Source organism: Streptomyces sp. NPDC101165 (genome assembly GCF_044768135.1).
GTDB lineage: Bacteria > Actinomycetota > Actinomycetes > Streptomycetales > Streptomycetaceae > Streptomyces.
This window is the reverse complement of the sequence record NZ_JBIWPG010000001.1, coordinates 289,037-315,229: the sequence shown is the minus strand read 5'-3', so window position 1 is coordinate 315,229 and position 26,193 is coordinate 289,037. Positions and strand designations below refer to the sequence as shown.

Sequence of the window (26,193 nt, the reverse complement as noted above, 5' to 3'; positions counted from 1 at the left end):
CACCTAGGATTGCCCCTAGGTGACCAAGGAGGAGGTGTCAGATGGCCCGTGCGGGACTCACCGTCGACCGGCTGGTCGCGGCCGCCGCCGACCTCGCCGACGAGGTGGGCTTCGAGAGCGTCAGCCTGTCCGCGCTGGCCCGGCATTTCGGGGTGAAGGACGCGAGTCTGTACTCGCACGTCCGCAACCTGAACGACCTGCGCACCCGGCTCGCCCTGCACGCGGGCGGCGAGCTGATCGACCGGATCGCGGTGGCCGTGGCGGGCCGGGCCGGGAAGGACGCGCTGGCCGCGTTCGCGGGCGCGTACCGGGCGTACGCGCTCGACCACCCGGGCCGGTACGCGGCCACCCAGATCCGCATCGACCAGGCCCTGATCGCCGACTCCCCCGCCCTGCGCCGCACGGCCGAGATCACCTACGGCATGCTGCGCGCCTACGGCCTCGACGAGCCGGATCTCACGGACGCCGTACGCCTGTTGCGCAGCACCTTCCACGGCTACTGCGCCCTGGAGTCCGCGGGCGGCTTCGGCGCGGACCGGGACGTCCAGCTCTCCTGGGACAAGGCGGTCGACGCCCTGCACCTCGCCCTCACGCACTGGCCCCGGGAGATGAGGAACGGAGAAGAGGAACGATGACTGAGCCCCTGTCCTACGACGTCACGGGCAGCGGTCCCGTTCTCCTGCTCGTGCCCGGCGGCGCCGGGCACCCCATGGGGCTCGGCCCGCTCACCGAGCGGCTGGCACACCGCTTCACCGTGGTGACGTACGACCCGCTCGGCCTCGCCCACGGCCGGCTCGGCCTGGCGGTCCCGGACCAGCGCCCGGCGGACTGGAGCGAGGGGGCGTACCGGGTGCTGGAGGCGGTACTGCCCGCGGACGAGCAGGCGTACGTGTTCGGGACCAGCTCCGGCGGCATCGCCGTCCTCGACCTGCTCGCCCGGCACCCGCGGCGGCTGGCGCACGTGGTGGCGCACGAGCCGCCGTGTGTGACGGTGCTGCCGGACGGCCGGGAGCGGCGGGAGGAGCTGATCGGCGCGCTGGACGGTCCCGGACGGCCGCCCGCCGAGGGCGCCGACGCAGCCCCGATGGGCGTCTTCCTCACCCATGTCCTACGCCCGTTCACCGCCTACGTCCCCTCCCTCACCTCCCTGGAACGCCGCCTCACCCTCGCGGTCGGCGCCGAATCACGCGGTCAACTCCTGTATCGGACAGCGGAGTTGCTCGCTGATCGACTCGGCAGCCGCTTGGTGGAGTTCCCCGGCGGGCATCTCGGCACCCTGGATCACCCCGTGGAGTTCGCCGACGCCCTCGCCGACACGTTCCTCTCCAGCGCGCACACCTCGTCGTAGGAGGGTGTCGTACCGCCCGGCACCCGCCCGGCCGCGATGTCGGCCACCGCGTCCAGGGCCGCGCCGAGCGCCCGCCGGTAGAGCAGCGAGCCGAGACTGACGCGGCGGACGCCGAGGTCGGCCAGCTGGGGCACAGTGGGTCCGGCGGGTGAGTAGAGGACGTTGAGCGGGGCGTCGACGCGCCGGACGACGTCCGCGATCCGGCCGGGGTCGGTGAGCCCGGGCACGAACACCCCGTCGGCGCCCGCCTGTCGGTAGGCGTCGAGGCGGCGCAGGGTGTCCGTCTCGTCGCCGTCGCCCAGCCAGTACGTGTCCGTGCGGGCGTTCACGAACAGGCCGGGCACGGCGGCTTTCACCGCGGCGATCTTCGCGGCGTGCAGGGCGGTCGGTCCGAGCCCGTCCTCCAGGTTGATGCCGACGGCCCCGACGGCCCACAACTGGTGTGCCAGCCCGGTGACTTCGGCGGGATCGTCGGAGAATCCGTCCTCGGCGTCGACGGAGAGCAGGTAGGGCTCCGAGCCGAGGGTCAGGGCGAGGCGCAGGGTGTGCTCCCGGGTGGCGGCCTCACCGTCGGGCAGTCCGACGGCCGCCGCCACGGCGAGACTGGTCGTGCCCAGCGCGGAGAACCCGCGGGCCGCGAGGGCGGCGGCCGAGGCGTGGTCCCAGGCGTTGGGCAGGAGCAGGGGCTCGCCGGGGCGGTGGTGGAGTCCGGCGAAGGAGGTCGCGGCAGGCTCTGCGGTCTCTGCGGTCATACGCCCACGCTAGGGGCGGAACGTTTCGGCCCTGGCCGAACTGTGCGCATCGGCCGCCGTCCGGGGCCTCCGCCCCGCCGTTCCGGGTGCTACGCCCCGCGCTCGGCCTCGCTGCGCTCCACGCAGAACTCGTTGCCCTCGGGGTCGGCGAGGAGCGCCCAGCCGGTGCCGTCGGGCTTGCGGTGGTCGGCGACCAGGGTAGCGCCGAGGACGAGCAGCCGCTCGACCTCCTCGTCACGGGTGCGGTCCTGCGGCTGGAGGTCCAGGTGAACCCGGTTCTTGACGGTCTTGGGCTCCGGCACGGTCACGAAGAGGACGCCGGCGGCCTCGATCAGAGCCATCGGATCCCCCGGCTTGTCGTCCTCGTGCAGCGGCTCGCCCAGGACCTGGGCCCAGAAGCTGCCGAGGGCGTAGGCGTCGGCGCAGTCGATCGTCACGTGGCGGATCTTGGAAGTCATGCCTCGGATTCTGCTGGCCAACCCCAGGAATGCAAAGCGAGTTCGGCAACCTTTCGCGGTCCGGCGGCCACCGAAGGGCATGACATCTGCACGACGCACGACACGTCACCGCCGCGTCCGGGTGGCGCGCGAGCCTGCCATCGGCGCCCTCGCGGCCGCCGGACTGCTCGCCGGCGCGTGGTACGCCACCGCCGGGGCGGCGACGACCACCGCGCCCGACCTCACCGTCACCAGCACAACGGTGCATCTGAGCGCCAAGTACCCGTATCTGTCGGCCGGTTACAACAACACCCGGGAGTGGAACCGCACGTCCACAGCGGTCGCCCCGAACGGCACCCTGCGGGTCGCCTGGCCGGCCGCGGACGGCATCCACGTCACCCCGCTGACGGCGGCCGGCCGACGCTCCGGCGCGGACACGGTGGTCAAGGGCGCCAAGGAGGTCGGCAGCCTGGTCGCGCACAACGACGGCTTCGCGCTGCTGACCCGGGTCTCCGACAGCAACAAGTGGAACGAGACGGCCGCCGCGATCGTCCGTTACACCGGCGGCAAGCAGACCTGGCGCACCAAGCTCACCAGCACCGCCTCCCACGACACCGCCCCGACGCTCGACGGCCTGCTCACCTGGAGCGGCGCCAAGTACGGCGCCTACTTGGTCGTGCACGGCGCGGGCGGCTTCGCGGACGGCCACTACGGCGACAAGCTGTCGTACATCAGCACCAAGGGTGCCAAGCTCAGCGGCGGTTGGAGCTGGGGCTGCAGCCACAACGAGGGCATCGCCCTCCACGCCGAGAGTTCCGGCGCCTTCACCTCCCTCTGCTTCGACGACTGGCGCTCGGGCCTGTTCGTCTCCACCGGCATCGGCGCCCCGGACGAGGCCCCGGTGGTGCAGCGCGAGCAGTGCTGGGCGGGGTACTGCGGCGGTACCTTCCCCAGCCGCACCGGCGACCTGGTCAAGTCCGCCACCGGCAGGTACGCGACGGCCTTCGCCTCCCGCGGTGCCACCGCCGCCAAGAAGAACCCGGACGACTCAAGCGGACGCGGCTGGACCGTCACCCCGAGGACCGGCACCCACCAGGTGGCGATCGCCTTCCTCAAGAACCGCAACTCCGGCCCCGGCAAGGCGGTCTACCTGTCGAACACCAAGGGCACGGAGCACGTCAACGTCCATCTCGCCCCGTACGGCAAGGACAAGCTGCTGCTGTCCTGGGAGTCCCTGAACAACGCCAAGTGCTCGGCAGGCACCTGCACCGGCACCTTCGCGGGCACCCACCTCCGACTCGTCTACTGGAACGGCAAGTTCGTAGGCGCGGACAAGGTGGTGAACGCCCGCATCACCGGTGACATGGCGGTCTCCAAGAACGGGTCCTTGACCTGGGCGTACGCCCCGGTCACCCCGTCCTACGCGACCAGGCTCAGCGGGGCGTCACCGACCACGACGACGTTGCGGATCGCCCGTCTGAAGCCGTGAACCGGAAGTTCCTGACCTCGCCCGAGGCCCAGCGGACGCTCAGGTCGTAGTCCCCCCGCACCTCCACGGCCGCCAGGTCCCGGAGGGGCAGGGGGTCGGGGTCCTCGGTGAGGCGGGCGAGGGCGACGAACAGGGTGGGGGTGTCGCAGGTCGTGCCGGAGAGGGCGAAGCCGTGCGACAGGCCGTGGACCGGGACGAGTTCGGCCTGCTCGTCCGCCCAGGGCACCCATCCGGTGATGTGCACCTCGGTGCCGGGGTCCGCTCCCGCCACCAGATGGGCGCGCACCTCCACCGCGCCGTCGGCGACGACGAGGCTGGTCACCTCCGCCCCGGAGCCCACCGTGTACCGGGAGGCCGCCCAGTCCTCCCCCACGCCCAGGGGCACGATGCCCGTGCGGAGCGGGTCGCCGCCGACCGTGACGATGTTGTCGGGCGGGGACCCGAGGGGCCGCGTGACCGTGGAGTACGCGAAGCGCGTGTAGTACGGGTCGTAGCGGATGTCCTCGCTGCCGTGGTTGTGGAGGCGGACCAGGCCGTCCGAACGGGTTGACTGCAGAAGCCAGTTGGGGCCGGCGATCGCCGTCACCGCGTCCGCCCGCTCCGTCGGCCCCGGTTCCTCGGCCGCCGTCCAGACTTCGTGGTCGGGAGGCAGCAGGAGCCCCAGGAAGCCCTTGCTCGCCCAGTACGGGGACGCGGGCCCCGAGTAGGTCTGCAGGACGCCCTCGTCGGGGCCGTGCCAGCCGAGGGTCAGCAGACCACGCGCGTCCACGGCGCCGCGGTCCAGGAAGTACTTCAGGGCTCCGGAGGCCAGCCGTCGTGTCTCGCCCGCCGCGAGGGGCGTACGGCCCGTGAGTGCGCCGAGCCACAGCGGGGCCGCGGTCGCGAACCGGTACGTCAGCGAGCGGCCCTGGTGCAGGGGCGCGCCGTCGCCGCCGAACAGGCGGGCATAGTCGGCGAGATGGCGTTCGAGGCGGCCGCCGTACAGGTCCAGCAGTTCGGCGTCGTCGGCCAGCCAGGCGTGCAGCACCGGATACAGGTGCATGGCCCAGCCGTTGTAGTAGTCGTACTTGCGGCCGTCCCCGTCGGTGTACCAGCCGTCGCCGACGTACCAGTCCTCGATGCGCTCCAGACCGCGGTCGATGGCCTTGCGGGCGGCCTCGGGTGCGTGGTCGATCTCCGCGAGGAAGCCGCCGACGGTGACCGGGAACAACTCCCAGTTGCAGGGCCATGGTTCGGCGGTGAGCGCGTCCGTGAGCCAGGCCGCCGTCCGCTCGCGCACCGACTGGTCCAGGCGGTCCCACAGCAGGGAGCGGGTCAGCCGCAGGGCGAGGGCGATCGAGGCGGCCTCGACCAGCGGCTGGCTGCGGTCGGCGACCTGCGGCCAGACGCCGCCGGGGCCGGCCGCGAGGCCCTCGGCGTAGCGGCCGAGCGCGGTCTCGTCGCGGCGGAAGGCGGCCAGCAGGAGGGTCCGGGCGTATCCCTCCAGGCCGTCGGAGAGGTGGCCCGCGTGGCTCACATGGTCGCCGGGGAGGTGGTAGAGGGCGCGGTCGGCGGTGGCGTAGGGCTCGACGGCGGCGAGCAGGGCGCCGGCGGCGGCTTCCCAGTGGGCGCGGGTGTAGCCGGTGTACGGGCTCGCGGAGCGGTCGTCGGCGGGCAGTTCGATCACGGCGGTGACTGTCCTTCCTGGCGGGCCTGGAGCACCCGGGATCCGGCGGGCCTGGGACGCCCCGGTTCCGGTCGGGGCGCCCCAGGAGTTCATCCCACCCGCACCCTGCCCTCAGGCACCAGATGCCGGGCGAGAAGTTCGTCGCGGACCAGCCCCGCGTAGACGGTGGCGCCGTGCACGGAGGTGTGGGTGTTGTCCCGCTTCTCGTTGTAGAGGTAGAGCGCCTTGGAGCCCTCGACGCCGAGGGACTCCACCAGCGCCCTGGTCTTCGCCGTGAGGTCGATCAGCGGGACGTTCTCGGCGGCGGCGACGGAGCGGATGACGGCCGGGTGGTCGACACCGAGGCCGTTGACCAGCAGGGCGGTGTTGTTGTTCAGGGTGCCGTCGGCGTTGAACCAGCGGCGCACGATCGGGGTCACGAGCACCGGTTCGCCGCCCCGGTCCCGGATGCCGGCCACCAGGGTTTCGAGGTTCGCCCGGTAGGTCGCCTCGTCGGTGGTCTTGTCGTTGTGGGCGAGCTGCACGAGGACGAGGTCGCCGGGGCGGATCAGCGGCTGGACGGTGGCCCACAGCTGCGGGTTCTGCAGGTAGGTGACCGTACTCTCCCCGGAGTCCGCGTAGTTGGCGACGGAGACGCCCTTGCGGAGGTACTGCGGGAGCTGCTGGCCCCAGCCGGAGTACGGGTCGCCCGGCTGGTCGCAGACCGTGGAGTCGCCGATCAGGATGATCTGCCGGGTGTGCCGGGCCGGGGTGACCCGGATGCCGGCCAGGGCAGGGGCGGAGCCGCCGAGGGTGAGGTCGAGGCCCGGGGTGCCGTCGGGGCCCGTCGGTTCGCCCTCGGGGGTGCGGACGTTCACGGTGAAGCTGCGCGTGGCCTGCTCGCCGGCCGCGACGGCGGTCTCCGGGAGCAGGGAGCGACGGGTCTCACCGGCGGCACTCGTGCTCGACGCCGCCTCGCCGCCGAGGGTCACCCGGACGTCGTACGTGCCCGGCGGGACGTCGAAGTGACAGGCGGTCGCGGTGCACTGGTCGATGCCGAACGGCCGGCCACCGCGGGCGTGTGCGGGTGTCGCGGTCAGCGCGGCGCCCAGGGCGGTCGCCACCAGCGCGGCGGCTGTGGCACGTCTCATCGCGGCTCCTCCATCGGTCGAACCTCGGCCAACCCGAGACCGTACCCCTTGTCGACAAGCGCTTTCTAGACTCTGCACCGTTTTCTCGTGATTGCCAACTCAAGGCGTACGAAAGCCCTTTCGCGAAATGGATTCGACTGACACCCTGCCAACACCCGCACCCCCACCCGCTTCCGAAGGAGGCACCCCCATGTCCGGATCCGGCAGCAGCACGGTCCGACGCCGTACCTTCGTCCTCGGCTCTGCGGCCGGGGCCGCCTCGGCCGCGCTGGCCGGCCCACTCGTCGGCTCCGCGGCAGCGGCCGGCTTCGGCTGGAGCGACGACGGCTCGAACTACGTCGTCGACACCGGCGCGAGCCTCGTCTTCAAGGTCAGCAAGACCAACGGCGACCTGACCTCGCTGGTCTACAAGGGCACCGAGTACCAGGGCTACGGCGGCAAGAACTCACACGTCGAATCCGGCCTCGGCACCTCGACGGTGACGATCGGTCAGTCCGGCTCGACGATCCTGGTCTCGGTCGCGTACGGCACGCTCAAGCACTACTACGCGGCCCGCAGCGGCGAGAACAACGTCTACCTGTGGACCAACAAGGCGGACACCTCGGTGAGCGCCACCCGCTACATCGTGCGCGTCAAGGCGGGACTGTTCCTGAACGACGAACCGGACTCCTACACGTACACGACCGGCACCGTCGAGGCCTCGGACGTGTTCGCGAAGTCCGACGGACAGACACGGTCCAAGCACTACTCGAAGCTCCGGGTCATCGACTACGACTACCTCGGCTGGACGACCGGCAGCGTCGGCCTGTGGATCGTCCGCAGCAACCACGAGAAGGCCTCCGGCGGCCCGTTCTACCGCTCGCTCCTGCGCCACCAGAGCGCGGACGGCGGCGGCCTGTACGAGATCCTGTACTACGGCGAGAACCAGACGGAGGACCAGCGCTTCGGCCTCCAGGGCCCGTACGTCATCGCCTTCACGGACGGCGGTGCCCCCTCCTCGCAGCTGTACCACGCGAACCTCACCACCTCATGGGCGGACTCGCTCGGCATCTCCGGATACGTCGGCGCGAGCGGCCGGGGCCGCGTGGCGGGCGTCGGGATCTCCGGCCGGAACACGGCGTACGCGTACACGGTCGGGCTGGCCAACTCGGCGGCGCAGTACTGGGGTTCGGCGCGCTCCTCGGACGGCTGGTTCTCCATCGCGGGGGTGTTGCCCGGGACGTACACCCTGACCGTCTTCAAGGGTGAACTCGCCGTCCACACAGGCTCGGTGACGGTCTCGGCGGGCGCGACGACCACCCTCAACACCATCCCGATCCCGTCCTCCAACGATCCGGGCAACGCCACGGCCATCTGGCGCATCGGCGACTGGAACGGCACCCCGAGCGGCTTCAAGAACGCGGACTTGATGACGTACGCGCATCCGTCCGACGTACGGGCCGCCTCCTGGACCGGAAACGTGGTGATCGGCAGCGGCAGCGAGACGTCCGCCTTCCCCTGCTACCTCTGGAAGGACGTCAACAGCGGTCTGCTGGTCTACTTCAAGCTGACCGCGGCCCAGGCCGCCGCCGCGCACACCCTGCGGATCGGCGTGACGACGGCCTACGCCAACGGCCGCCCGCAGATCACCGTCAACGACACCTGGACCTCGGCGATCCCCTCCCCGCCCACCCAGCCGAGCACCCGGTCCCTGACCGTGGGCTCCTACCGGGGCAACAACCACACGTTCACCTACAGCATCCCGGCGAGCGCGTGGCTGACGGACACCAGCCGGTACAACGTGCTGAAGATCAACGTGGTGAGCGGTTCGGGGACGACGAGCTATCTCAGCGCGGGCACGGCGATCGACGCGATCGATCTGCTGGCCTGAGCGTCATGCGGAGTCGAGTTCGGCGAACTCCGCTTCGGTGAGCTTCAGATCGGCAGCTGCCGCAGAATCACGGATCGTCGTCGGCCGGGACGACCCCGGGATCGGAACGACGACCGGAGACTTGGCCAACTCCCAGGCCAGGCAAACCTGCTGCGGGCTGACCCCACGTTCTCTGGCGATCCGGGCGAATGCGGCGTGTGATGAACCCAAACCGCCGGCCCGGGAGATACCGCCCAGCGGGCTGTAGGGCAGAAAGGCGATCCCCAGCTCGGTGCACAGACGCAGCTGGGGCTCGCTGTCGCGGGTGGCAGGCGAGAAGTTGTTCTGTACGGACACCAGCCGCTCGCCGAGGATCCCGTGGGCTTCGCGTAGCTGGTCGGAGTTCACATTGGAGATGCCGACCGCGCGGATCTTGCCTGCGTCGTACAGGTCGCGCAGAGCGCCCACCGAGTCGGCGTACGGCACGTTCGGGTCCGGCACGTGCAGCTGGTAGAGCCCGATGGCGTCCACACCGAGGCGTTTGAGCGAGCCCTCGCACGCCTCCCGCAGGGTCGCGGGATCCCCGTTGAAGGTCCATGCTCCGTCGGCTTCGCGTGCTGCCCCGCCCTTCGTACCGATCAGCACCTCCGAGGTGTCGCCCCTGTACGCCGACAGTGCTCGGGCGATCAGCGACTCGTTGTGCCCGGTCTCGGACGAGTTCAGGCAGTACGACATGGCCGTGTCGATGAACGTGATCCCGGCGTCGAGCGCGGCATGGATGGTCGCGACCGCGCGCTCTTCATCCGGCCGCCCTTCGATGGACAGTGGCATTCCACCGAGCCCGATGGCGCTGACCACGGTGCTGCCGATATGACGGTTGTGCATGTCTGTGCCCCCTGGATTCACACGATGCGACGCCCGCGACCTTACGCTTCCGGGCTCGTGTCCATCGCTGTTCCTGTTCCACGGATACGCCTGCCCGGGGCGCGAGAAGCTCTGACGTCCGAACACGACGCACTCTTGCTGTGGCAACGCCCTCCGCGTGCAGAGGTGCGCAGCGACGCTCCCGGCCCCTGCCTGGACCCCGTCCTCGAAGGCTGCGCCGGGGTGGGTCGCTCCAGCCCCCTCCCCGGCGTACCGTCGCGCGGGTCGACTTCTGCGGATCAACTACCCCGCATCCACTGCTGATTGGTTCCGCCGTTGCAGGTGTACGTGATGATCGCGGCCGAGTTGGCGGTGGACGCGCCGGACACGTCCAGGCACTTGCGGCTCGCGCGGCCCTCGATGTTCACGTAGGAGCCGGAGGTCACGACCGCCCACTGCTGGGTGGTGGCGCCGGTGCAGTTCTCCTGGGTGACGCCGGAGGTGTTCTCCTGCAGGCACAGGGAGCTGCCCCGGCCCAGCAGCTCGTAGTAGCCGTTGCCCAGGTCCTTGAACCACCACTTCTGGTTGGCGCCGCCGTTGCAGGTGTACTGGCTGATGGCGGTCCCCTGCCAGAGGGACTGGCTCGGCACGTCCGCGCACTTGGAACTGTGCCGCGCGACGAGGGCGTTGTACGTGGCGCTCGTGCCGGTGACCGTGCCGGCGGCGGTGTCGACCGTGACCTCCGGGGACCAGGACAGGGACATCGAGGTGAAGGTCGGGAAGGTGAGCGGCAGCCACACGTACCGGGAGTCGTTGACGGTGCCGCCGAAGGAGTTTCCCCAGCGGTCGCCCATGTACAGGTACGAGGTGCCCGAACTGCCCTGCAGGGGAAGGACGTACGCGGTCTGGGAGCCGTAGGCGGTGGAGTCGCCGACGTTCGTCCACGCGGTCCAGGGGCCGGCGAGGGAGGTGGCGGTGGCGTACTGCTGCTGGTTGGGGTTCCAGCCGGTGGCGCCGGACGTCAGCATGAAGTACACGCCGTTCCGCTTGAACAGCGCCGGTGCCTCGCGGTGGCCGCCGGGCCAGGGGTTGGCGAGCAGGCTTTCGATGCCGGTGTAGTCGGCGGTCAGCCGGTAGATGTTCAGGTCGTAGTTGTTGTTGGCGGCCGAGACCATGTAGGCGGTGCCGTCGCTGTCGACGTAGGTGGTCAGGTCGCGGGACATGTACTGACCGAGCGGGCGGAAGCTGCCCTGGTAGGTGTAGGTGCCGTCGACCGTGTCGGAGACGGCGACGGCGGCGCGGGCCTCGCTGTAGTCGACGCCGTTCTCCTTGTGCATCCACATGACGAACGTGCCGGAGGACGCGTTGTAGATGACCTTGGGGCGCTCGATGTAGGCGGTGGCGAGCTCCGTGGCGGAGGACTGGGACAGGACGTGGCCGCGGAACTCCCAGCTCTTCAGGTCGGTGGAGCGGTAGGCGTCCACGGAGCGGAAGGTGTTGTCGGCGTTGCGGTCCTCGCCGAACCAGTAGTAGTACGAGCCGGCCTTGATGACCCCGCCGCCGTGGGCGTGGACCATGTTTCCCGAAGTGTCCGTGAACCGGGTGCCGTTGGTGATCGTCTGCGGTGCCGCCTGAGCGGGGCCGGCGGTCGCCAGGGCGGCAGCGAGCGCACAGCACAGGGCGAGCAGGATCGCGTACGCGCGTCTCATCTCACGCACTCTCCTTCACGGTGTCGGCGACGGGGACGCCGAAGTCCGGGCTGCCGTCCGGCTTCCAGCCGAGCCGCTGGATCCGGGTGTGGCGGTTGGGGTCGTGCAGCGGGTCGCCGGTGATCTCCTTGTACGGGCGGGCGTGGTAGACGAGGACGTCGCTGTGCCCGTCCTCGGCGACGGTGAAGCAGCTGTGGCCCGGCCCGTACTGCTTCGTCGTGTCATTGCTGGTGAAGACCGGGGTCGGGGACTTGGACCAGCCAGCCGCGTTCATGAGGTCGCTGTCCGCGTCGGCGGTGAGCAGGCCCATGCAGTAGTGGTGGTCGGTGGCGCTGGCCGAGTAGGTGAGGAAGACGCGGCCGTGGCGCTGGATGACGTACGGGCCCTCGTTGACCTTGTAGCCGACACACTCCCAGTCCAACTCCGGTGTGGACAGCCTGACTTGGGGACCGGTCAGCGTCCAGGGGTTGGCCATCCTCGATATCCACAGCGCGGTGTTGTTGTCCATGCCGGGCTCGTGCTGGGCCCAGACGAGGTAGCGGGTGCCGCGGTGCTTGAAGGTGGTGGCGTCCAGGGAGAAGGTCTCCCAGGCCGTCCTGATCTGCCCCCGCTCCACCCAAGTGCCCTGGAAGGGATCGGGGTTGGCGTTCTCCAGCACCCAGATGCGGATCGCCCACACGTCCTCGGCGGGCGCGGAGGCGAAGTAGATGTACCACTTGCCGCCGATCCGGTGCAGCTCCGGCGCCCAGATGTGTGCGCCCATCGGACCGGTGGTGTGCGCCCGCCAGATGACCGACTCGGCGGCGGTGGCCAGCCCGTTCAGGGTGCGGGATTGGCGCAGGACGATGCGGTCGTACTCGGGGACGGTCGCGGTGAAGTAGTACCGGCCGTCGGTGTGGCGGGTGATGTGGGGGTCGGCGCGCTGGAGGACGAGGGGGTTCACGAAGGGGGCCGCCTCGTGGGACGTGGACGGGGACGCGAGTGCGGGGATCGTGGACGTGGCAGTGGTGGCCGCCAGGGCGCCGGCGGCTGCGGCGCCCTTCAACAGCAGGCGGCGGGTCGGAGGGTGGGCAGGGTGGGGGTCGCGGCTCATGCGGGCTGCCTCTCGGTGGGGCGAGCGAGGAGGAGTTCGAGATGGTTCGATATTGCGAACGTCATCTGCCATACCGAACGCGGAAAAGGTAAAGGTGGGCAACCGGGAGGTCAACGGGTCCGACGAGACAGGGGGGTAAGCGATTTCCGATGCGCGATTTCTGTTATCGGCCCTCGGTTCGCGCGTCTCCCAGACGTGCGCACCCTCACCCACAGAACGGCAGCGGCCGCAGGCGCCCTCGCGGCCGTCGCCCTCGCGATCGGCGCCCCCTCCCCCTCCGTCGCGGCCGGCACCCGGGACGTCACCGCCGACGTCCTCGCCGGGCGGGACGTGACGCTCGCCTCGGACGCGGTGGTCACCGTCCCGTCCGGGACGACCACGTACGACGGCGTCTTCCGCGGCCGGGGCACGCTCACCGTGCGCGGCACCGGCACGCTGATCCTCACCAGGGACAGCGACTTCACGCTGCCCGAGTCCCGGCAGCGGCAGGTCGTGCGCACCCAGGGCGGCAACCACCCGTACACCACCGTGACCCACCCCGACCCGCCCGCGATCACGGTCGAACGTGGTGCCACCCTGCAGTACGGCACCGGCGGCGGCACCGGCCTGATCGGCCACTTCCCGTACGACACCCCCGGCTACCGGTTGAACCAGCTCAACGTCCGGGTCGACGGCACCCTCCGGCTGTCCCTGACCCGCACCTTCAACATCGGCACCATCAGCGGCTCGGGCCTGGTCACTCAGCCCCGCCACATGTGGGGCACCCTCGACCTCGCCGGCACCCACCCCTTCTCCGGGGTCATCGACAACGGCACCGGGATGACCGTGGGCCGCCCCGAGTACCCGGTGGCGCTGCCCCGTGCCCGCGCGATCCTCAACCAGGGCTCGTGGATCATCGACACCCCGCTGCACCGGACCATCACCCTGCGGCAGGACTTCTACCAGCGGGAGTACGGCAGCGACATCAACGTGCACACCCGGCCGGGCAGCAAGGTGGTGCTCACCGGGCAGTACAGCTACAGCGACCGGGGCGGCGACTCCCACCCCTCGCTGAGCACTCGGTCCCTGAACTGGCGCACCGTTCCACACCGGTCGAACAAGCGGGGCACCAACATCGAGGGTGCCGACGTGCAGTGGGGCGACGGGACCACGCACCGCATCTTCATGCCGGGCACGCGGGACACCGTGTACATCAATCTGCACACCGCCAGTGGTCGACGGTCCCGGCTGACCCTCGACTACGACGGCCCGGTGACGCTGGGCGCCCCCATCGGCGGCGGCAGGTACCACGACACGCTGGCCGCACCCGGCGCCGGTGACGTGGTGATCGCGGGGACGCGCGGGAACGACGTGACCTTCGCGGCCGCGCAGTACTACGACGGCTCCACGACCGTCGGGAAGGGCGCGGTGCTGCGGCTGGGCTCGGGCGCACCGGGCGGCGACGGCTCCCTGCTGACGGGAACGGTACGCCGGCAGATCGTGAACGACGGGACGCTGTACCTGCGGAACGTCTCGACTCCCGCGCAGCTGGCCCATGTCGGCGGGAGCGGCGCACTGGTCCAGTCGGGCGACGCGACGACCGTGCTCACGGGCGACGCGGTGACGTACACCGGGACGACGACCGTCTCGAAGGGCACGCTGGCCCTGCGCTCCGGGGCGACTCTGCTGCACAGCAGGGCGATCAGGCTCACGTCGGCGGGCGCGCTGCTCGACGCGGGCACCTCCGGGCTGCGGGTGGCCACCTCGCTCACCGGCACGGGCACGGTGCAGGGCGCGGTGACGAACGACGGCCTGGTGGCGGGCGGTCTGACGGTGGCCGGGGACTACACGCAGCACGCGAAGGGTGAACTGGAGCTACGGGAGCGGCCGTTGAAGGTGGCGGGCCGACTGAGGCTCGCCGGGTCCTTCGACCCTTCCGCCGTCGGCGCTCATCCGGCGCCCGAGATCACCGTCATCGCGCACGGCGGCCGCTCCCGGACCATGGGCGCCTTCGGCGACCTGCCGGACGGCGCCCGGGTCGAGCTCGCCGACACGCACTACCGGATCGGCTACAACGGCGGCGACGGCAACGACGTCGTCCTGACCGCGGCCGGCCACAGCCCCGGCCCCGGCGCCCACGCCGGGGCCGCCGCCGGTCCGGGTGCCGTGAGCCCCCGGACCGCGAACACCGTGGCCGACGGCTTCGGCTGGTGGCCGTACGTCCTCGCCCTCGGCCTGCTCGGCGGCCTGGTGTTCCCGGCGACCCTGCGCACCCGGGGCAGAGGCCGGCGCGGGGGCGGCCGACACGCGGCACAGGAGTAGCAGTCGTACGACAGCGGGCCCCGGCGGAACCGGATCCGCCGGGGCCCACCGCCTGAGCGCGTATGCGCTCGCAGGCTCAGTCCGTGCCGGACTCCATCGCGGCGCGGTCGAGCATCGTCTCCTCGTCCGCGGCCTCGCCGCGCGAGGCGATCACCTCCGCGCCGCCCTGGTCCATGGCGCCGATCAGGCCGGTCGAGGCCGCCTGGGCCGCGCCGATCGGAGCCGGGTGGTCGGTGCCGACCAGGCCCAGGGTCGCGTACTGCTCCAGCCGCGCACGGGAGTCGGCGATGTCCAGGTTCCGCATGGTGAGCTGGCCGATCCGGTCCACCGGGCCGAACGCCGAGTCCTCGGTCCGCTCCATGGAGAGCTTGTCCGGGTGGTAGCTGAGCGCCGGACCACGGGTGTCGAGGACCGAGTAGTCCTCGCCGCGCCGCAGCCGCACGGTCACCTCGCCGGTGATCGCCGCGCCGACCCAGCGCTGCAGCGACTCACGCACCATCAGCGCCTGCGGGTCCAGCCAGCGGCCCTCGTAGAGCAGCCGGCCCAGCCGCCGGCCCTCGTTGTGGTACGCGGCGACGGTGTCCTCGTTGTGGATCGCGTTGACCAGGCGCTCGTAGGCGATGTGCAGCAGCGCCATGCCGGGCGCCTCGTAGATGCCGCGGCTCTTCGCCTCGATGATCCGGTTCTCGATCTGGTCGGACATGCCGAGTCCGTGCCGGCCGCCGATCGCGTTGGCCTCCATGACCAGGTCGACCGGGGTGGCGAACTCCTTGCCGTTGATGGTGACCGGGCGGCCCTGGTCGAAGCCGACCGTCACGTCCTCCGTGGCGATCTCCACCGACGGGTCCCAGAACCGTACGCCCATGATCGGGTCGACGGTCTCGATGCCGGTGTCGAGGTGCTCCAGGGTCTTGGCCTCGTGCGTGGCGCCCCAGATGTTGGCGTCCGTGGAGTACGCCTTCTCCGTCGAGTCCCGGTACGGCAGCCCGTGCGCGAGCAGCCACTCCGACATCTCCTTGCGGCCGCCCAGCTCGGTGACGAAGTCCGCGTCCAGCCAGGGCTTGTAGATCCGCAGGTGCGGGTTGGCGAGCAGCCCGTAGCGGTAGAACCGCTCGATGTCGTTGCCCTTGAAGGTGGAGCCGTCGCCCCAGATCTGCACCCCGTCCTCGAGCATCGCCCGCACCAGCAGCGTGCCCGTCACGGCACGCCCCAGCGGCGTGGTGTTGAAGTACGGGCGCCCGCCCGACCGGATGTGGAACGCGCCGCAGGCGAGCGCCGCGAGCCCTTCCTCGACCAGCGCGGCACGGCAGTCCACGAGCCGGGCGATCTCGGCGCCGTACGCGAAGGCACGGCCGGGCACCGACTCGATGTCGAGTTCGTCGTACTGGCCGATGTCGGCGGTGTAGGTGCACGGGACGGCGCCCTTGTCGCGCATCCAGGCGACGGCGACCGAGGTGTCGAGCCCGCCGGAGAAGGCGATACCGACGCGCTCGCCGGTGGGGAGGGAGGTCAGGACCTTGGACATAGCAAGAGTATGCAGCATTCCGCATTTTCATGCAAGGCCCGCGGCGTCACCCCATCGACTAGCGTCATGTCATGAGCAGCAACACCTCCCCCAGCCTCGCCGAAGCCCTCGCCGCCGGGACGGTCGTGCTCGACGGCGGTATGTCCAACCAGCTCGAGTCCGCGGGGCACGACCTGAGTGACCAGCTGTGGTCGGCCCGCCTGCTGGCCGAGCGGCCGGAGGCGGTCACCGAGGCACACCTCGCCTACTTCACCGCGGGCGCGAACGTCGCGATCACCGCCAGCTACCAGGCCACCTTCGAGGGCTTCGCCAAGCGCGGCATCGACCACGCGGAGGCGTCCCGGCTGCTCGGGCTGAGCGTGGAACTGGCCCGGGAGGCCGCACGGCAGGCACAGGACGCCGGGGTCGCACGCCCGCTGTGGGTGGCCGCGTCGGTCGGCCCGTACGGGGCGATGCTCGCGGACGGCTCCGAGTACCGGGGGCGGTACGGGCTGAGCGTGGACGAGCTGGAGGCGTTCCACCGGCCACGCCTGGAAGTACTGGCCGCGGCCGCTCCGGACGTACTGGCCCTGGAGACGATCCCGGACACCGACGAGGCGACGGCGCTGCTGCGGGCGCTGCGGGGACTCGGGGTGCCGGCCTGGCTCTCGTACACCGTCGACGGCCGGCACACCCGGGCCGGGCAGCCCCTGGACGAGGCCTTCGCCCTGGCCGCCGACGTCGACGAGGTGATCGCCGTCGGCGTGAACTGCTGTGCCCCGGATGACGTGGAGTACGCCGCCGAGACCGCGGCGCGGGTCACCGGCAAGCCGGTCGTCGTCTATCCCAACAGCGGGGAGGCGTGGGACGCGGAGGCACGCGCCTGGAAGGGGCGGACCACGTTCGCCGCCGAGCAGGTGAAGGGCTGGCGGGATGCGGGGGCCCGGCTGATCGGGGGGTGCTGCCGGGTGGGTCCGGAGGCGATCGCGGGGATCGCCGGAGCGCTGACCGCGTAGGGCGAGCGGGCCGGTACTTGCGCAGGGGGCCTCGGCGCCGTCACCGCTCGCCACTCCTCGGGGGTGACGGTTTCGACGGTGCCGAGCGACGGCGTTCCCGCGTCGCCGATCAGGACGTCGCCCGCGTCCTCACAGAGGTCACCGGCGTGCCGGTGGTCCACCGGCATCTGACGTACGACCAGATGCGTGACCGGCTGGCCGCGTCCGTGCCGCTGGAGTTCGCCGCCATGCTCGCCGGTCTGGAACGCGCCATCGCGCAGGGAGCCGAGGACCGGACCGCCGAGACCGTCCAGCACCTCGCCGGCCGCCCGCCGCACAGCTTGCGGGCGGTGGCCGAACGCAAGTTGGCAGGGGACGGAACCCGGCTTCGGTCGGCCCAGGACGCCGGTCCGGCCCGGTGGGCGAGGACGGCCGCGTACCGCTCAGCGGCGCCGCGCCCCCACCGAGCGGCGCAACCGCCTTACCGCTGAGGCGAGTTCGGCCCCGGTGGCACGGGTGTCGGAGGCGGAGGCCGGTTCCGGGACCGTGGGGGCGGTCGTCCAGAGCGCGAGTTCCGGATCCCGGGGACCGTACGCGGTGTGCGGGACACCCTCGTCGAAGATCCGTACCGGATGGGAGGCGTCCCAGGGCTGCCAGCCCGGATCCCCGGTCGCGGCGAACCGTACCCAGGCCGCGTGCATCGTGGTGCTCAGCTCGTGCGGGGCTCCCTCGCCGGCCAGCTTGGCGGACTCCGGGACGTCGCCGGTGTCGAAGACGAACCCGAGTTCCAGGGCGTGGCAGGCGGCGAGGCCGGGGAGGCGGGACGGCCAGGCGAACTCGTAGAGGTACGAGGTGCCGGGGCGGGCGTCGGCCAGCCGCTGCAGCGGGACGCGCAGCAGGTGGTCGGTGACCATCTGGCCGACGATCTCGGAGGTGCCGGCGTCGGGGTGCAGGGTGCGGTAGCCGCGCGGGACCTCGGGACCGACGCGGCAGCGGGCCATGGCGCCGGCCAGGGCCACGGGGCCGAGCCGGTCGACGCGCTCCAGGAGTCCGCCGGGCACCAGCCACAGCCGGTACTCGTCCCGGGTCCAGCCCATGAGGAGGTCGACGTCCCGGGCGGCCTCGCCGTCGATGAGGGCCTGGAGCGGATCGTCGGGCACCAGGTCGCCGTCGACGACGATGCCGAAGGCGGGGCCGCCCAGGACGGGGCTGCTCAGCCGCCCCACCTCGGCCTGGGTGCGCAGCAGCAGGTCGCGGTCGACGGTGGCGAAGGCCTCGGCGGTGGCGGGGATCTTCAGCCGGGCGGCCATGCGGCGCACCATGCGCCGTACCTTGTCGCGTTCCGACGCTTCCGGCGGCCCGCTCTGCAGGACCGCCCGGCGTATCAGGCCCTGGGCCTGGGGCGCGGCGATCAGGGCTCCGGCGCCGATGGCGCCGGCCGACTGTCCGCAGAGGGTCACGTTGCCGGGGTCGCCGCCGAAGGCCGCGATGGCCCCGTGCACCCAGCGCAGGGCGGCGAGCTGGTCGCGCAGGCCGGGGTTGGGCGGCGCGTCCGGGAACAGCCCGTACCCTTCGACACCCAGCCGGTAGTTGACGGAGACACAGACGACTCCGTCGCGGGCGAAGGTGCGGCCGTCGTAGACGGGGACGGCCGAGGATCCCCGGGTCAGGGCGCCGCCGTGCAGCCAGACCAGGACCGGAAGCCGGGCGCCGGGGCCCGGCTCGGGGGTCCACACGTTGAGGTTGAGGCAGTCGTCGCCGGGGATGACCGGGTCCGACAGGTACTGGGCGAAGGCCTCGGAGTACGGGGGTTTCGGCGCCGTCGGCCCGAAGGCTCCGGCGTCGCGTGTCCCGTCCCAGGGCTCGGGCGGCTCGGGCGGCCGGAACCGCCGGGGGCCGAAGGGCGGGGCGGCGTACGGGATACCCCGGAACACCGCGACCCCGCGCTCGTACCGGCCGCGTACGGCCCCGTGGGGCGTGACGACCACGGGGCCCGTCCGGTCTGCCGTCATCGCCCACCGCCCTTCGCCGTGCTGCGTGCACCGTTCACATCAGAGCACCACATCACCCGGACGTATTCCGGTGCACAGCCCGCGCGCTGGGCCGTTCGGGCTACGTCGGCCCATTTGGCGTACCTGAGGGTGCAGACGCCGAGCTGGTGGTGTCGGGCGGAGGTGGAGGCGCCGGTTGTAGCGGTGATGGAGCGTCGGCACTCGCGTCTACCGCGCCACAACCACCCCACCCCGTTCGAAGTTTCGAAAGTCCCCCCGCCCACCATCCCGCGAATTCCCATGTCTTCACGCCGTGTTGACGCGCACCTATTGTAGGAAGCGCTTTCTGCATGCTCGGTGAGCAGGCCGCGGAAGCAGCGTTGGTCGCAACTTTCGGAGGCCCAAGGGCGGGTCGGAGAGGCGGTTCCCCATGGTCCGTGCGGGGAGTGCGAGTGTGGCGGCCGGGCCGACGCTGGCGGTGGTCGCCCGCGAGGCGGGGGTGTCGGTGCCGACCGCTTCGAAGGTCGTCAACGGACGGGAGGATGTCGCTCCGGAGACTCGGCGGCGGGTCACCGAGGCGCTCGACCGGCTCGGCTACGTGCGCAGACCCCGCTTCGACGCGACGAAGACGCCGGCCCTGGTGGACCTGGTGGTGCACTCGCTCGACAGCTCCTGGTCGGGTGCCGTACTGCACGGAGTGGAGGAGGCGGCTTACGAGGCGGGCCTGGAGGTGGTGGTCTCGGCGGGCCTGAACCGCACCCGGCGCGACCGCCCCGAGCGCGACTGGCTGGACAAGCTGACCGCGCGCGGTTCCTCGGGCGTGCTGTTCAACCTTGCGGAGCCGTCCCCGGCCCAGCACGCCTGGCTGGACCACCACCGCATCCCGTTCGTGATGATCGACCCCGTGCACGAGCCGCCGGCCGGAGTGATGTCGGTGGGGGCCGCCAACTGGCAGGGCGGGGTAACCGCGACCGAGCATCTGCTGGCCCTCGGGCACGAGCGGATCGCGGTGATCGCCGGCCCGCGGCGCAAGATGTGCAGCAGCGCCCGCGTGGCGGGCTACCGCTCGGCCCTCGCCTCGGCCGGGGTGCGGCACCGCGCCGAGTACGTGCGGCACGCCGGGTTCGAGGAGCCGACCGCCCGCCTGCGCATGCACGAACTGCTGGACCTGCCGCAGCCGCCGACGGCGGTGTTCGTGTGCTCCGACCGGATGGCGCTCGGCGTGTACACCGCCCTGGCCGAGCGGGGGTTGAAGGTGCCGGACGACGTCAGCGTGGTCGGCTTCGACGACCTGCCCGAGGCCCGCTGGGTCACCCCCGCGCTCACCACCGTCCGCCAGCCCCTCGCGGAGATGGCGGCGACCGCGCTGCGGCTGCTGGTGCGGATGATGCAGGGTGAGCGCCCGGAGGGGACACGGACGGAACTGTCGACCCGGCTGGTGCGGCGGGCGAGTACGGCCGCGCCGCCCGCCGCCCGTTCGGCCGCATCGCGGTGACCGCCCCGAACCCGGGGTTGTTTACCGGGCATGACTCCCACCACGCGCACCGCAGCGGCCCTCGCCGCGGCCGCCGTCACCCTGGTCACCGCCTACGGCACAGCCCAGGCCGCCGGCCGCACCCTCGCCCCCGCACAGCACCGCACCACCGTGGCCACCCCCTCCGGCGACGAACACGACCCCGAGGAGGACGTCGAAGTCGACGAGAACGGCCGCCCGGACCTGGACGAGTGAGTCCGATGTCTTCCGTGGTCGTAGGCGATCGGTGAAGACATCGGACTCACTGATCTAGGCGTCCTTGTTGGCCTTGAGCTTCTGCCACACCCTGCTGAGCGCCTGCAGGTCAGCCTCGTCCAGGAGGTCCGTGAAGACGGGGGCGAGGCACTCGCGGCGGGTGGCGTCGGCCGCCTCGAAGAGCCGATGCCCCTCCGGCGTGAGCGAGACCTCGACGGAGCGGGCGTCGCGGGCCGAGGGGGTACGGGTGACGAGACCGCGGCTCTGGAGGGCGTCGACGACGCGCGAGACCTGGCTGCGGCTGAGCATGGTGCTGTTGCCCAGGACGGAGGCCGGAACGGGGTCGGGGCTGGAGGCCAGCCAGAGCAGGACCTCGAACCAGGAGACCGGAAGATCGTGCGCCTTGCTGAGGGCGCGGTCCACGCGGTCCGTCAGGACGGTCCCGGCCCAGACCAGCCCATAGAAGGCGTGGTCCGCCACCGGCATCTCCGCCTGCGCGAGCTTCTTCTTCGGCATGTCATCAGCTTACCGGTTGCGTGTACACGCACGTAAGTGCATTATGGTGTGTGTACACGCACTCAAATGTGCCGAGATTCCCCGCCCCGAAAGGCCTCCCCCATGTCTTCCCACCCCCCCAAGGTCGTCCTCATCACCGGCACCTCCTCCGGCATCGGCCTCGCCGCCGCCGTCTCCGCCGCACGCGCCGGCTGGACGACGGTCGCCACCCTGCGCGACGTCAGCCGCTCGGACGCCCTGCGCAAGGCCGCCGCCGAGGCGGGCGTGGAGGTCGACATCCGCCGACTCGACGTCACCGACGAGGCCTCGATCACGTCCGCGATCGACGGCGTGCTCGCCGACTACGGCCACTTGGACGCCGTCGTCAACAACGCGGGCGCCGGGCACCTCGGCACCCTGGAGAACGAGTCCGTGGCCGAGGTCCGCAAGGTCATGGAGGTCAACTTCTTCGGCGTGCTCAACGTCTCGAAGGCCGCCATGCCCCACCTGCGCGCCTCCGGCGGCCGTCTGATCACCGTGACCAGCGTCGGCGGCGTCATCGGGCAGCCCTTCAACGAGGCCTACTGCGCGGCCAAGTTCGCCGTCGAGGGATACATGGAGAGCCTGGCCCCCGTGGCCGCGGCGCACGGCGTGTCCGTCTCCGTGGTCGAGCCCGGCGCCGTCGCCACCGAATTCGTCGCCAACGTCGGCGTCGACCTGGAAGAGGCCGTGGCCGCTGCCGGGGTGTACGCGCCTCAGCTGAATGCCTACGTGAACCGCACGGTCGCGCAGTTCCTCGACGGCGCGCAGACCGCCGAGGGCGCCGCCGAGTCGGTGATCGAGGCTCTGACCGCGGACGAGCCCGCCTTCCGCCTCCAGACCTCCGACTGGGCCCGCGGCTTCGTCGGCACCAAGCTCACCGACCTGGACGGCTCCGCGGTCCTCGGCCTCACCAACGGCTGGGTCGCCTGACCCCCACCCACCCGGCGAGCGGGCGGCACCCCGGGGACGCCGCCCCCTCGGGGCGCTCTCGCCCGGCACGCCCTGCTACTGGACGAATACGTCCGAACCACTGAGGGCTGATCACAAGTCTCTGTCCAGCCGGTGGCCCAGCTCTGCCAGGGCCTTTTCGGCGGCGACGGCTACGGCTGGGTCGGGGTCGTCGAGAGCCGAGCGGATCAGGTTTGCGTATTCGCTCTCGCCTATGGCTCCGAGCCCACGGACCGATGCAGCTCGTACCCGGGCAACCTCGTCCGTCACCAGAGCCGCCAACAGCTCGACCGATTCGGCCAGTTCGTGGATCGTCACCAGCCTCGCCGCTGTTTCCCGCACCCGCCAGGAAGAGTCGGTCAAAGCTCGGCCGATCGCCGGAGCGGCCTCGGGTGTCCATGCATGGCGCAGTGCTCGGACCGCCCACACACGCGGCCAGTGACTCTGATCGGGTCGGGCGAGCCGCCCTGATCGCAGCGCGGCCACGGCGGGATTGCCACCGATCCAGGCCAAGGACGGTTGGCAGGGGTCGTCGGGCGCGATCCGCTCCTCCAGCAGGGACACGCACCACTCGGACACGGTCGCGCGCCCCAGCTGCGCGCACGCCCGGGCGACCAGCACCTGGGGGTGCAGGTCCACGTCGACGGGAACAGGAAGAGCCAAGGCGACCATCCTTCACAGCCATGCGTAGACAAGATCTAACTACACGCAGCCCCGGGCTCTGCGGAGGGATCGCCCGGCCAGGAGTGCTTGACGTGGTGGACGGCCGGTGGGTGGTCAGGAGGGCTGGAACGTCTGGGTACCGATGACGCGCAGCCGGGCTGTCTCATTTCCCGCGCTTCCAGGACGGCAACCGCGAGCACAACCAGGCGCTCGTGGCCCCGCTGCAGGAGATCGCGGACGCGCACGGTGCCTCGCTCGCGCAGCTGGCGATCGCGTGGGTCGCGGCCCAGGGCGAGGACATCGTCCCGGTCGTCGGGGCCCGGCGGACCCCGCAGGTGGAGAGCCTGGTCGGCAGCGCCGACGTCAGGCTGACCAGCGAGGACCTGGCTCGGATCGAGCAGCTGGTCCCCGCCGGAGCGGTCCGGGGGGATCGCAATCCGACCCCGTTCATGGGCCGGCTCGACAGCGAGCGCTGACGCCCGACGGCCGGCTCGTCGCGTGACGACGTGGGGAAGGCGGGCCGGCCACGGACGCCCGCTCGCCACCGCGGCCCGAAGAACCCGGCGCGGGAAGAGCCGGGTACCCCTCGAAAAGGTCGGGCATGGCCCGCAGAAAGGGCCGGGCATCCCCCGCACGGGGTGCCCGGCCCTTCGCGCTCGGCCTGTCTCAGTCCTCGTCGTCCCTCTCGAAGTCGCCGAAGTCGCCGAGAAGGGCCTGGATGGCGTCCACCGCGCTGCCGTCGTGGTCGCTGCCCGCGGTGCCCTTTCCGGTCTGCACGTTGGCCGTCCGGTCGACCTCCAGGATCGAGTCGGCCTGGGAGTTGTCGATGACGGTGATCAGACTGCTCCCGTTCGCCACCGCGGGCGCGGCACCGGTTGCGAGGAGCGCCGCCGCGATCACCGTGGCCGCCCCGAGCCGGGGCCCGGCGCCACCCGTCACACGCCCACGCCCTCGGGCTGCAGCCGCTCGGGGGCGATGTTCCGTTCCAGCAGCGTGGTCGACGCCTTCACACCGACCCCGCTCGCCGGGTCCACCTGCGGCAGCCGTCCGTCCGCCGCCTTCAGCTCGCCGAGCGCCGAGTCCATCGCCTCGTGCGCCGCGAACAGGCAGGGGGTGCTGTAGATCGCGACGTCGACACCGAGGTCGGACAGCTCGGTCAGCGACAGCCGGGGCGACTTGCCGCCGGCGATCTGGTTGAACAGCAGCGGTTTGTCCCCGACGACCTCGCGGATGCGCTTGATCCACTCGACGCTGCGCACCCCGTCGACCAGCACCACGTCGGCGTCGGTCGCGGCGAGCCGCTCGGCCCGGTGCAGGATGTCGTGCTCGTCGGTGGCGTCCGTACGGGCGACGACCACCAGGTCCTGCCGGGCGGCCAGAACCTTGTCCAGCTTCTCCAGGTACTCGTCCAGCGGCAGCACCTGCTTGCCGTCGGCGTGCCCGCAGCGGCGGGGCCGCTTCTGGTCCTCCAGGATCACCCCGGAGGCGCCGATCCGTTCCAGTCCCTCCACCACGTGACAGGCGACCTCGGGGTCGACGTACCCGTCGTCGATGTCCACCAGCAGGTGGTGGTGCGGGAACGCGCCCCGCAGTCGCTGGACGAACGCGACCATGTCCGGCCACGCGATGAATCCGATGTCCGGCAGTCCGTAGTACGACGCCGCGAAGCCGAAGCCCGAGACGAACATGCCGTCGTAGTGATTGGCCGCGATCGAGGCCGAGTACATGTCGTACACGCCGATCAGCGGTGTGGTCCCGGGCCCGGCGATCCGCTCGCGCAGCTTTGTCCCGTAAGTCAAGGTCCGGCTCCTCCGGTGGGTGGGTGACGCGGGACCGGGGGTCGGGTCACCGCGTCTCGACGCCCTTTGCCAAGACAAGAGCACTTCTAGATACGCACGTGACCCTCTCCATACGCCAGCTTTACTCACTCCAACGGCGGAACGGGTTCACCGCAGAAACGTCACTCGCAGAGCCGTTCCGCCCAGGCGATACCGCCGCTCAGGTGGGTCAGGAAGACCTGGTCCCGATAGGCCTCGGCGGCGCGTCCGAGGGCCGTGCAGAACACCCGTCCGTCCCCCTGACGGCGGCACCGGGCCAGCGGGTGGTCGACGGTGAAGTTTCGATGTTCACGGGACTCGAGTCACGCTCCGTGTCCTTCATGCTGCACATGGGCACGATTCGACGCGCACGGAAGAATGCCTCAGCGATGAAGATGGTGGGGGCGCTGCTCGCCCTCCACCGCGAGGCCGCCGGGTACACACAGAGCTCGCTGGGCCAACGGTCCGTTCTCGGCGAGGAGATGATCGCGTCGATCGAGCAGGGCAGACGGCCGTTGAAGCCGGATGTCGCCGCGCAGCTCGACGAACTCCTCGACACCAAGGGGACGTTGTCGGTCGCGGTGAGCAGGATGCCCGAGGTGGATCTCGTTCCGATGTGGGCGGAGGAGTATCTGGATCAGGAGCGGGAGGCGATCGTGATCTCCTCCTACGAGAACCAGGTGCTGCCGGGACTGCTGCAGACGGACTCCTACGCGCGGGCGGTGTTCCGCAGCCGCGTCCCTGTCTACAGCGAGGAGGAGGTTGAGCAGTTGGTGGAAGCCCGCATCGAGCGCCGGGCCATTCTGCGCCGCAAGGAACCGCCGATCACATGCTTCGTGGTCTGGGAGCCGGTGCTGCGTGCTCCGATCGGCGGGAGGAACGTGTGGATCGAGCAACTGCGGCACTTGCTCACCTGCTCCGAACTCCCTGGTCTCATGCTCCAGGTACTGCCGCTGGACCGCACCGCTCACGCGTCGCTGGATGGTCCGTTTGTCCTGCTGGAGACGCCTGACCACCAGCGACTCGTATATACGGAGACTCAACGCGGCAGCCAACTCATCGCCGATCCCTACGAGGTGGCCATCCTTACGCAGAAGTGTGCGATGCTGCGGTCGCAGGCCCTGACCCCCGAGGACACGAGGGACCTGGTGGACCGGCTTCTAGGAGAGCAATGAGCGGCACCGCGCTTCAGTGGTTCAAGTCGAGCTACAGCGGCAGCGAAGGCGGAAACTGCATCGAAGTTGCCACCGAACCCACCGCCATCCACATCCGCGACTCCAAGACCCCGCACACCCCCCACCTCACCGTCACCCCCTCCGTCTGGACCGCGTTCCTCAAGCTCCCCGGCAGCCTCTGAGGACTCGCCTCACG

27 protein-coding genes are annotated in these 26,193 nt (G+C 71.1%); 13 read left to right on the top strand and 14 right to left on the bottom strand.

Annotated elements, in window-relative coordinates:
• Nucleotides 1–41 precede the first annotated feature (41 nt).
• Together ACIRVH_RS01390 and ACIRVH_RS01385 are read left to right on the top strand one after the other, a co-directional pair.
• Nucleotides 42–635 (top strand): TetR-like C-terminal domain-containing protein, encoded by a 594-nt coding sequence (locus ACIRVH_RS01390; protein WP_403947235.1) that lies wholly within the window; start codon nucleotides 42–44, stop codon nucleotides 633–635.
• Nucleotides 632–1,348, top strand: a complete 717-nt coding sequence (locus tag ACIRVH_RS01385) for an alpha/beta fold hydrolase (protein WP_403947234.1) — start codon at nucleotides 632–634, stop codon at nucleotides 1,346–1,348. The genes ACIRVH_RS01390 and ACIRVH_RS01385 overlap by 4 nt, the downstream gene beginning before the upstream one ends.
• On the opposite strand, the gene ACIRVH_RS01380 is transcribed toward ACIRVH_RS01385, so the two are convergent.
• Nucleotides 1,282–2,100, bottom strand: coding sequence for an isocitrate lyase/phosphoenolpyruvate mutase family protein (locus ACIRVH_RS01380; protein ID WP_403947233.1), 819 nt, complete (start codon nucleotides 2,098–2,100; stop codon nucleotides 1,282–1,284). The two genes, ACIRVH_RS01385 and ACIRVH_RS01380, sit on opposite strands and share 67 nt — an antisense overlap.
• An 89-nt stretch (nucleotides 2,101–2,189) precedes the next feature.
• Nucleotides 2,190–2,558 (bottom strand): VOC family protein, encoded by a 369-nt coding sequence (locus ACIRVH_RS01375; protein WP_403947232.1) that lies wholly within the window; start codon nucleotides 2,556–2,558, stop codon nucleotides 2,190–2,192.
• A 79-nt stretch (nucleotides 2,559–2,637) separates the two neighbouring features.
• Between ACIRVH_RS01375 and ACIRVH_RS01370 the strand changes: the two genes are divergently transcribed.
• Entirely contained in the window at nucleotides 2,638–4,026 is a 1,389-nt protein-coding gene (locus ACIRVH_RS01370) for a hypothetical protein (RefSeq protein WP_403947231.1), read from the top strand.
• Here the strand turns inward: ACIRVH_RS01370 and ACIRVH_RS01365 are convergent.
• Nucleotides 3,971–5,689 (bottom strand): DUF2264 domain-containing protein, encoded by a 1,719-nt coding sequence (locus tag ACIRVH_RS01365; protein ID WP_403947793.1) that lies wholly within the window; start codon nucleotides 5,687–5,689, stop codon nucleotides 3,971–3,973. The two genes, ACIRVH_RS01370 and ACIRVH_RS01365, sit on opposite strands and share 56 nt — an antisense overlap.
• A gap of 92 nt (nucleotides 5,690–5,781) precedes the next feature.
• A complete protein-coding gene (locus ACIRVH_RS01360) occupies nucleotides 5,782–6,822 on the bottom strand; it encodes a rhamnogalacturonan acetylesterase (protein WP_403947230.1) in 1,041 nt (346 codons plus the stop codon).
• A 190-nt stretch (nucleotides 6,823–7,012) separates the two neighbouring features.
• Here ACIRVH_RS01360 and ACIRVH_RS01355 point away from each other — a divergent pair, with 190 nt between their 5' ends.
• The gene (locus ACIRVH_RS01355) at nucleotides 7,013–8,692 is read left to right on the top strand and encodes a rhamnogalacturonan lyase B N-terminal domain-containing protein (protein WP_403947229.1); all 1,680 of its coding nucleotides are present in this window, start codon (nucleotides 7,013–7,015) and stop codon (nucleotides 8,690–8,692) included.
• Nucleotides 8,693–8,695: 3 nt separating this feature from the next.
• On the opposite strand, the gene ACIRVH_RS01350 is transcribed toward ACIRVH_RS01355, so the two are convergent.
• The 3 genes from ACIRVH_RS01350 to ACIRVH_RS01340 all read right to left on the bottom strand — a co-directional run bounded on the left by ACIRVH_RS01350 (nucleotide 8,696) and on the right by ACIRVH_RS01340 (nucleotide 12,337).
• The gene (locus tag ACIRVH_RS01350; protein WP_403947792.1) at nucleotides 8,696–9,556 is read right to left on the bottom strand and encodes an aldo/keto reductase; all 861 of its coding nucleotides are present in this window, start codon (nucleotides 9,554–9,556) and stop codon (nucleotides 8,696–8,698) included.
• Between the two features lie 278 nt (nucleotides 9,557–9,834).
• Nucleotides 9,835–11,244 (bottom strand): RICIN domain-containing protein, encoded by a 1,410-nt coding sequence (locus ACIRVH_RS01345; protein WP_403947228.1) that lies wholly within the window; start codon nucleotides 11,242–11,244, stop codon nucleotides 9,835–9,837.
• 1 nt (nucleotide 11,245) lies between these two features.
• Complete coding sequence (locus ACIRVH_RS01340; RefSeq protein ID WP_403947227.1) at nucleotides 11,246–12,337, bottom strand: family 43 glycosylhydrolase; 1,092 nt, start codon at nucleotides 12,335–12,337, stop codon at nucleotides 11,246–11,248.
• Nucleotides 12,338–12,532: 195 nt separating this feature from the next.
• On the opposite strand from ACIRVH_RS01340, the gene ACIRVH_RS01335 reads away from it, so the two are divergent.
• Nucleotides 12,533–14,638, top strand: a complete 2,106-nt coding sequence (locus ACIRVH_RS01335; RefSeq protein ID WP_403947226.1) for an autotransporter — start codon at nucleotides 12,533–12,535, stop codon at nucleotides 14,636–14,638.
• Between the two features lie 76 nt (nucleotides 14,639–14,714).
• Here the strand turns inward: ACIRVH_RS01335 and argG are convergent, their stop codons facing one another.
• Nucleotides 14,715–16,163, bottom strand: a complete 1,449-nt coding sequence (gene argG, locus ACIRVH_RS01330) for an argininosuccinate synthase (protein ID WP_403947225.1) — start codon at nucleotides 16,161–16,163, stop codon at nucleotides 14,715–14,717.
• A gap of 71 nt (nucleotides 16,164–16,234) precedes the next feature.
• Here argG and mmuM point away from each other — a divergent pair, with 71 nt between their 5' ends.
• Nucleotides 16,235–17,158 carry a homocysteine S-methyltransferase gene (gene mmuM / locus ACIRVH_RS01325; protein ID WP_403947224.1) on the top strand — a complete coding sequence of 308 codons (924 nt, stop codon included), beginning with the start codon at nucleotides 16,235–16,237 and terminating at the stop codon, nucleotides 17,156–17,158.
• 146 nt (nucleotides 17,159–17,304) lie between these two features.
• Nucleotides 17,305–17,628 carry a hypothetical protein gene (locus ACIRVH_RS01320; RefSeq protein WP_403947223.1) on the top strand — a complete coding sequence of 108 codons (324 nt, stop codon included), beginning with the start codon at nucleotides 17,305–17,307 and terminating at the stop codon, nucleotides 17,626–17,628.
• Here the strand turns inward: ACIRVH_RS01320 and ACIRVH_RS01315 are convergent.
• Complete coding sequence (locus ACIRVH_RS01315) at nucleotides 17,581–19,149, bottom strand: carboxylesterase/lipase family protein (protein WP_403947222.1); 1,569 nt, start codon at nucleotides 19,147–19,149, stop codon at nucleotides 17,581–17,583. The genes ACIRVH_RS01320 and ACIRVH_RS01315 overlap by 48 nt on opposite strands.
• A 409-nt stretch (nucleotides 19,150–19,558) precedes the next feature.
• On the opposite strand from ACIRVH_RS01315, the gene ACIRVH_RS01310 reads away from it, so the two are divergent.
• A complete protein-coding gene (locus tag ACIRVH_RS01310) occupies nucleotides 19,559–20,623 on the top strand; it encodes a LacI family DNA-binding transcriptional regulator (RefSeq protein ID WP_403947221.1) in 1,065 nt (354 codons plus the stop codon).
• Nucleotides 20,624–20,653: 30 nt separating this feature from the next.
• Nucleotides 20,654–20,857, top strand: a complete 204-nt coding sequence (locus tag ACIRVH_RS01305; protein WP_403947220.1) for a hypothetical protein — start codon at nucleotides 20,654–20,656, stop codon at nucleotides 20,855–20,857.
• A 54-nt stretch (nucleotides 20,858–20,911) separates the two neighbouring features.
• Here ACIRVH_RS01305 and ACIRVH_RS01300 read toward each other — a convergent pair whose 3' ends face one another.
• Nucleotides 20,912–21,373 (bottom strand): MarR family winged helix-turn-helix transcriptional regulator, encoded by a 462-nt coding sequence (locus ACIRVH_RS01300; protein ID WP_403947219.1) that lies wholly within the window; start codon nucleotides 21,371–21,373, stop codon nucleotides 20,912–20,914.
• 102 nt (nucleotides 21,374–21,475) lie between these two features.
• Here ACIRVH_RS01300 and ACIRVH_RS01295 point away from each other — a divergent pair, with 102 nt between their 5' ends.
• Nucleotides 21,476–22,324, top strand: coding sequence for an SDR family oxidoreductase (locus tag ACIRVH_RS01295; protein ID WP_403947218.1), 849 nt, complete (start codon nucleotides 21,476–21,478; stop codon nucleotides 22,322–22,324).
• A 111-nt stretch (nucleotides 22,325–22,435) separates the two neighbouring features.
• Here ACIRVH_RS01295 and ACIRVH_RS01290 read toward each other — a convergent pair whose 3' ends face one another.
• Entirely contained in the window at nucleotides 22,436–23,005 is a 570-nt protein-coding gene (locus ACIRVH_RS01290) for a HEAT repeat domain-containing protein (RefSeq protein ID WP_403947217.1), read from the bottom strand.
• Nucleotides 23,006–23,163: 158 nt separating this feature from the next.
• On the opposite strand from ACIRVH_RS01290, the gene ACIRVH_RS01285 reads away from it, so the two are divergent.
• Nucleotides 23,164–23,481 carry an aldo/keto reductase gene (locus ACIRVH_RS01285; protein WP_403947790.1) on the top strand — a complete coding sequence of 106 codons (318 nt, stop codon included), beginning with the start codon at nucleotides 23,164–23,166 and terminating at the stop codon, nucleotides 23,479–23,481.
• Between the two features lie 190 nt (nucleotides 23,482–23,671).
• On the opposite strand, the gene ACIRVH_RS01280 is transcribed toward ACIRVH_RS01285, so the two are convergent.
• From ACIRVH_RS01280 to ACIRVH_RS01270, 3 genes are all read right to left on the bottom strand, one after another.
• Complete coding sequence (locus ACIRVH_RS01280; RefSeq protein WP_403947216.1) at nucleotides 23,672–23,944, bottom strand: hypothetical protein; 273 nt, start codon at nucleotides 23,942–23,944, stop codon at nucleotides 23,672–23,674.
• Nucleotides 23,941–24,804: an oxaloacetate decarboxylase gene (locus ACIRVH_RS01275; RefSeq protein WP_403947215.1), complete on the bottom strand. Its 864-nt coding sequence runs from the start codon at nucleotides 24,802–24,804 to the stop codon at nucleotides 23,941–23,943. Before ACIRVH_RS01275 ends, ACIRVH_RS01280 begins: the two co-directional genes overlap by 4 nt.
• Before the next feature lie 161 nt (nucleotides 24,805–24,965).
• Nucleotides 24,966–25,070 carry a hypothetical protein gene (locus tag ACIRVH_RS01270; RefSeq protein WP_403947214.1) on the bottom strand — a complete coding sequence of 35 codons (105 nt, stop codon included), beginning with the start codon at nucleotides 25,068–25,070 and terminating at the stop codon, nucleotides 24,966–24,968.
• Between the two features lie 102 nt (nucleotides 25,071–25,172).
• Here ACIRVH_RS01270 and ACIRVH_RS01265 point away from each other — a divergent pair, with 102 nt between their 5' ends.
• Nucleotides 25,173–25,997 (top strand): Scr1 family TA system antitoxin-like transcriptional regulator, encoded by an 825-nt coding sequence (locus ACIRVH_RS01265; protein ID WP_403947788.1) that lies wholly within the window; start codon nucleotides 25,173–25,175, stop codon nucleotides 25,995–25,997.
• Nucleotides 25,994–26,179: a DUF397 domain-containing protein gene (locus ACIRVH_RS01260; RefSeq protein ID WP_403947213.1), complete on the top strand. Its 186-nt coding sequence runs from the start codon at nucleotides 25,994–25,996 to the stop codon at nucleotides 26,177–26,179. The genes ACIRVH_RS01265 and ACIRVH_RS01260 overlap by 4 nt, the downstream gene beginning before the upstream one ends.
• Nucleotides 26,180–26,193: the final 14 nt, after the last annotated feature.

Bases quoted from the DNA above. Each gene is read 5' to 3' on its own strand.
- ACIRVH_RS01390 (WP_403947235.1), top strand. From the start codon at position 42: ATGGCCCGTGCGGGACTCACCGTCGACCGGCTGGTCGCGGCCGCCGCC.
- ACIRVH_RS01385 (WP_403947234.1), top strand. From the start codon at position 632: ATGACTGAGCCCCTGTCCTACGACGTCACGGGCAGCGGTCCCGTTCTC.
- ACIRVH_RS01380 (WP_403947233.1), bottom strand. From the start codon at position 2,100: ATGACCGCAGAGACCGCAGAGCCTGCCGCGACCTCCTTCGCCGGACTC.
- ACIRVH_RS01375 (WP_403947232.1), bottom strand. From the start codon at position 2,558: ATGACTTCCAAGATCCGCCACGTGACGATCGACTGCGCCGACGCCTAC.
- ACIRVH_RS01370 (WP_403947231.1), top strand. From the start codon at position 2,638: ATGACATCTGCACGACGCACGACACGTCACCGCCGCGTCCGGGTGGCG.
- ACIRVH_RS01360 (WP_403947230.1), bottom strand. From the start codon at position 6,822: ATGAGACGTGCCACAGCCGCCGCGCTGGTGGCGACCGCCCTGGGCGCC.
- ACIRVH_RS01355 (WP_403947229.1), top strand. From the start codon at position 7,013: ATGTCCGGATCCGGCAGCAGCACGGTCCGACGCCGTACCTTCGTCCTC.
- ACIRVH_RS01350 (WP_403947792.1), bottom strand. From the start codon at position 9,556: ATGCACAACCGTCATATCGGCAGCACCGTGGTCAGCGCCATCGGGCTC.
- ACIRVH_RS01345 (WP_403947228.1), bottom strand. From the start codon at position 11,244: ATGAGACGCGCGTACGCGATCCTGCTCGCCCTGTGCTGTGCGCTCGCT.
- ACIRVH_RS01340 (WP_403947227.1), bottom strand. From the start codon at position 12,337: ATGAGCCGCGACCCCCACCCTGCCCACCCTCCGACCCGCCGCCTGCTG.
- argG (WP_403947225.1), bottom strand. From the start codon at position 16,163: ATGTCCAAGGTCCTGACCTCCCTCCCCACCGGCGAGCGCGTCGGTATC.
- mmuM (WP_403947224.1), top strand. From the start codon at position 16,235: ATGAGCAGCAACACCTCCCCCAGCCTCGCCGAAGCCCTCGCCGCCGGG.
- ACIRVH_RS01315 (WP_403947222.1), bottom strand. From the start codon at position 19,149: ATGACGGCAGACCGGACGGGCCCCGTGGTCGTCACGCCCCACGGGGCC.
- ACIRVH_RS01310 (WP_403947221.1), top strand. From the start codon at position 19,559: ATGGTCCGTGCGGGGAGTGCGAGTGTGGCGGCCGGGCCGACGCTGGCG.
- ACIRVH_RS01305 (WP_403947220.1), top strand. From the start codon at position 20,654: ATGACTCCCACCACGCGCACCGCAGCGGCCCTCGCCGCGGCCGCCGTC.
- ACIRVH_RS01300 (WP_403947219.1), bottom strand. From the start codon at position 21,373: ATGCCGAAGAAGAAGCTCGCGCAGGCGGAGATGCCGGTGGCGGACCAC.
- ACIRVH_RS01295 (WP_403947218.1), top strand. From the start codon at position 21,476: ATGTCTTCCCACCCCCCCAAGGTCGTCCTCATCACCGGCACCTCCTCC.
- ACIRVH_RS01265 (WP_403947788.1), top strand. From the start codon at position 25,173: ATGGGCACGATTCGACGCGCACGGAAGAATGCCTCAGCGATGAAGATG.
- ACIRVH_RS01260 (WP_403947213.1), top strand. From the start codon at position 25,994: ATGAGCGGCACCGCGCTTCAGTGGTTCAAGTCGAGCTACAGCGGCAGC.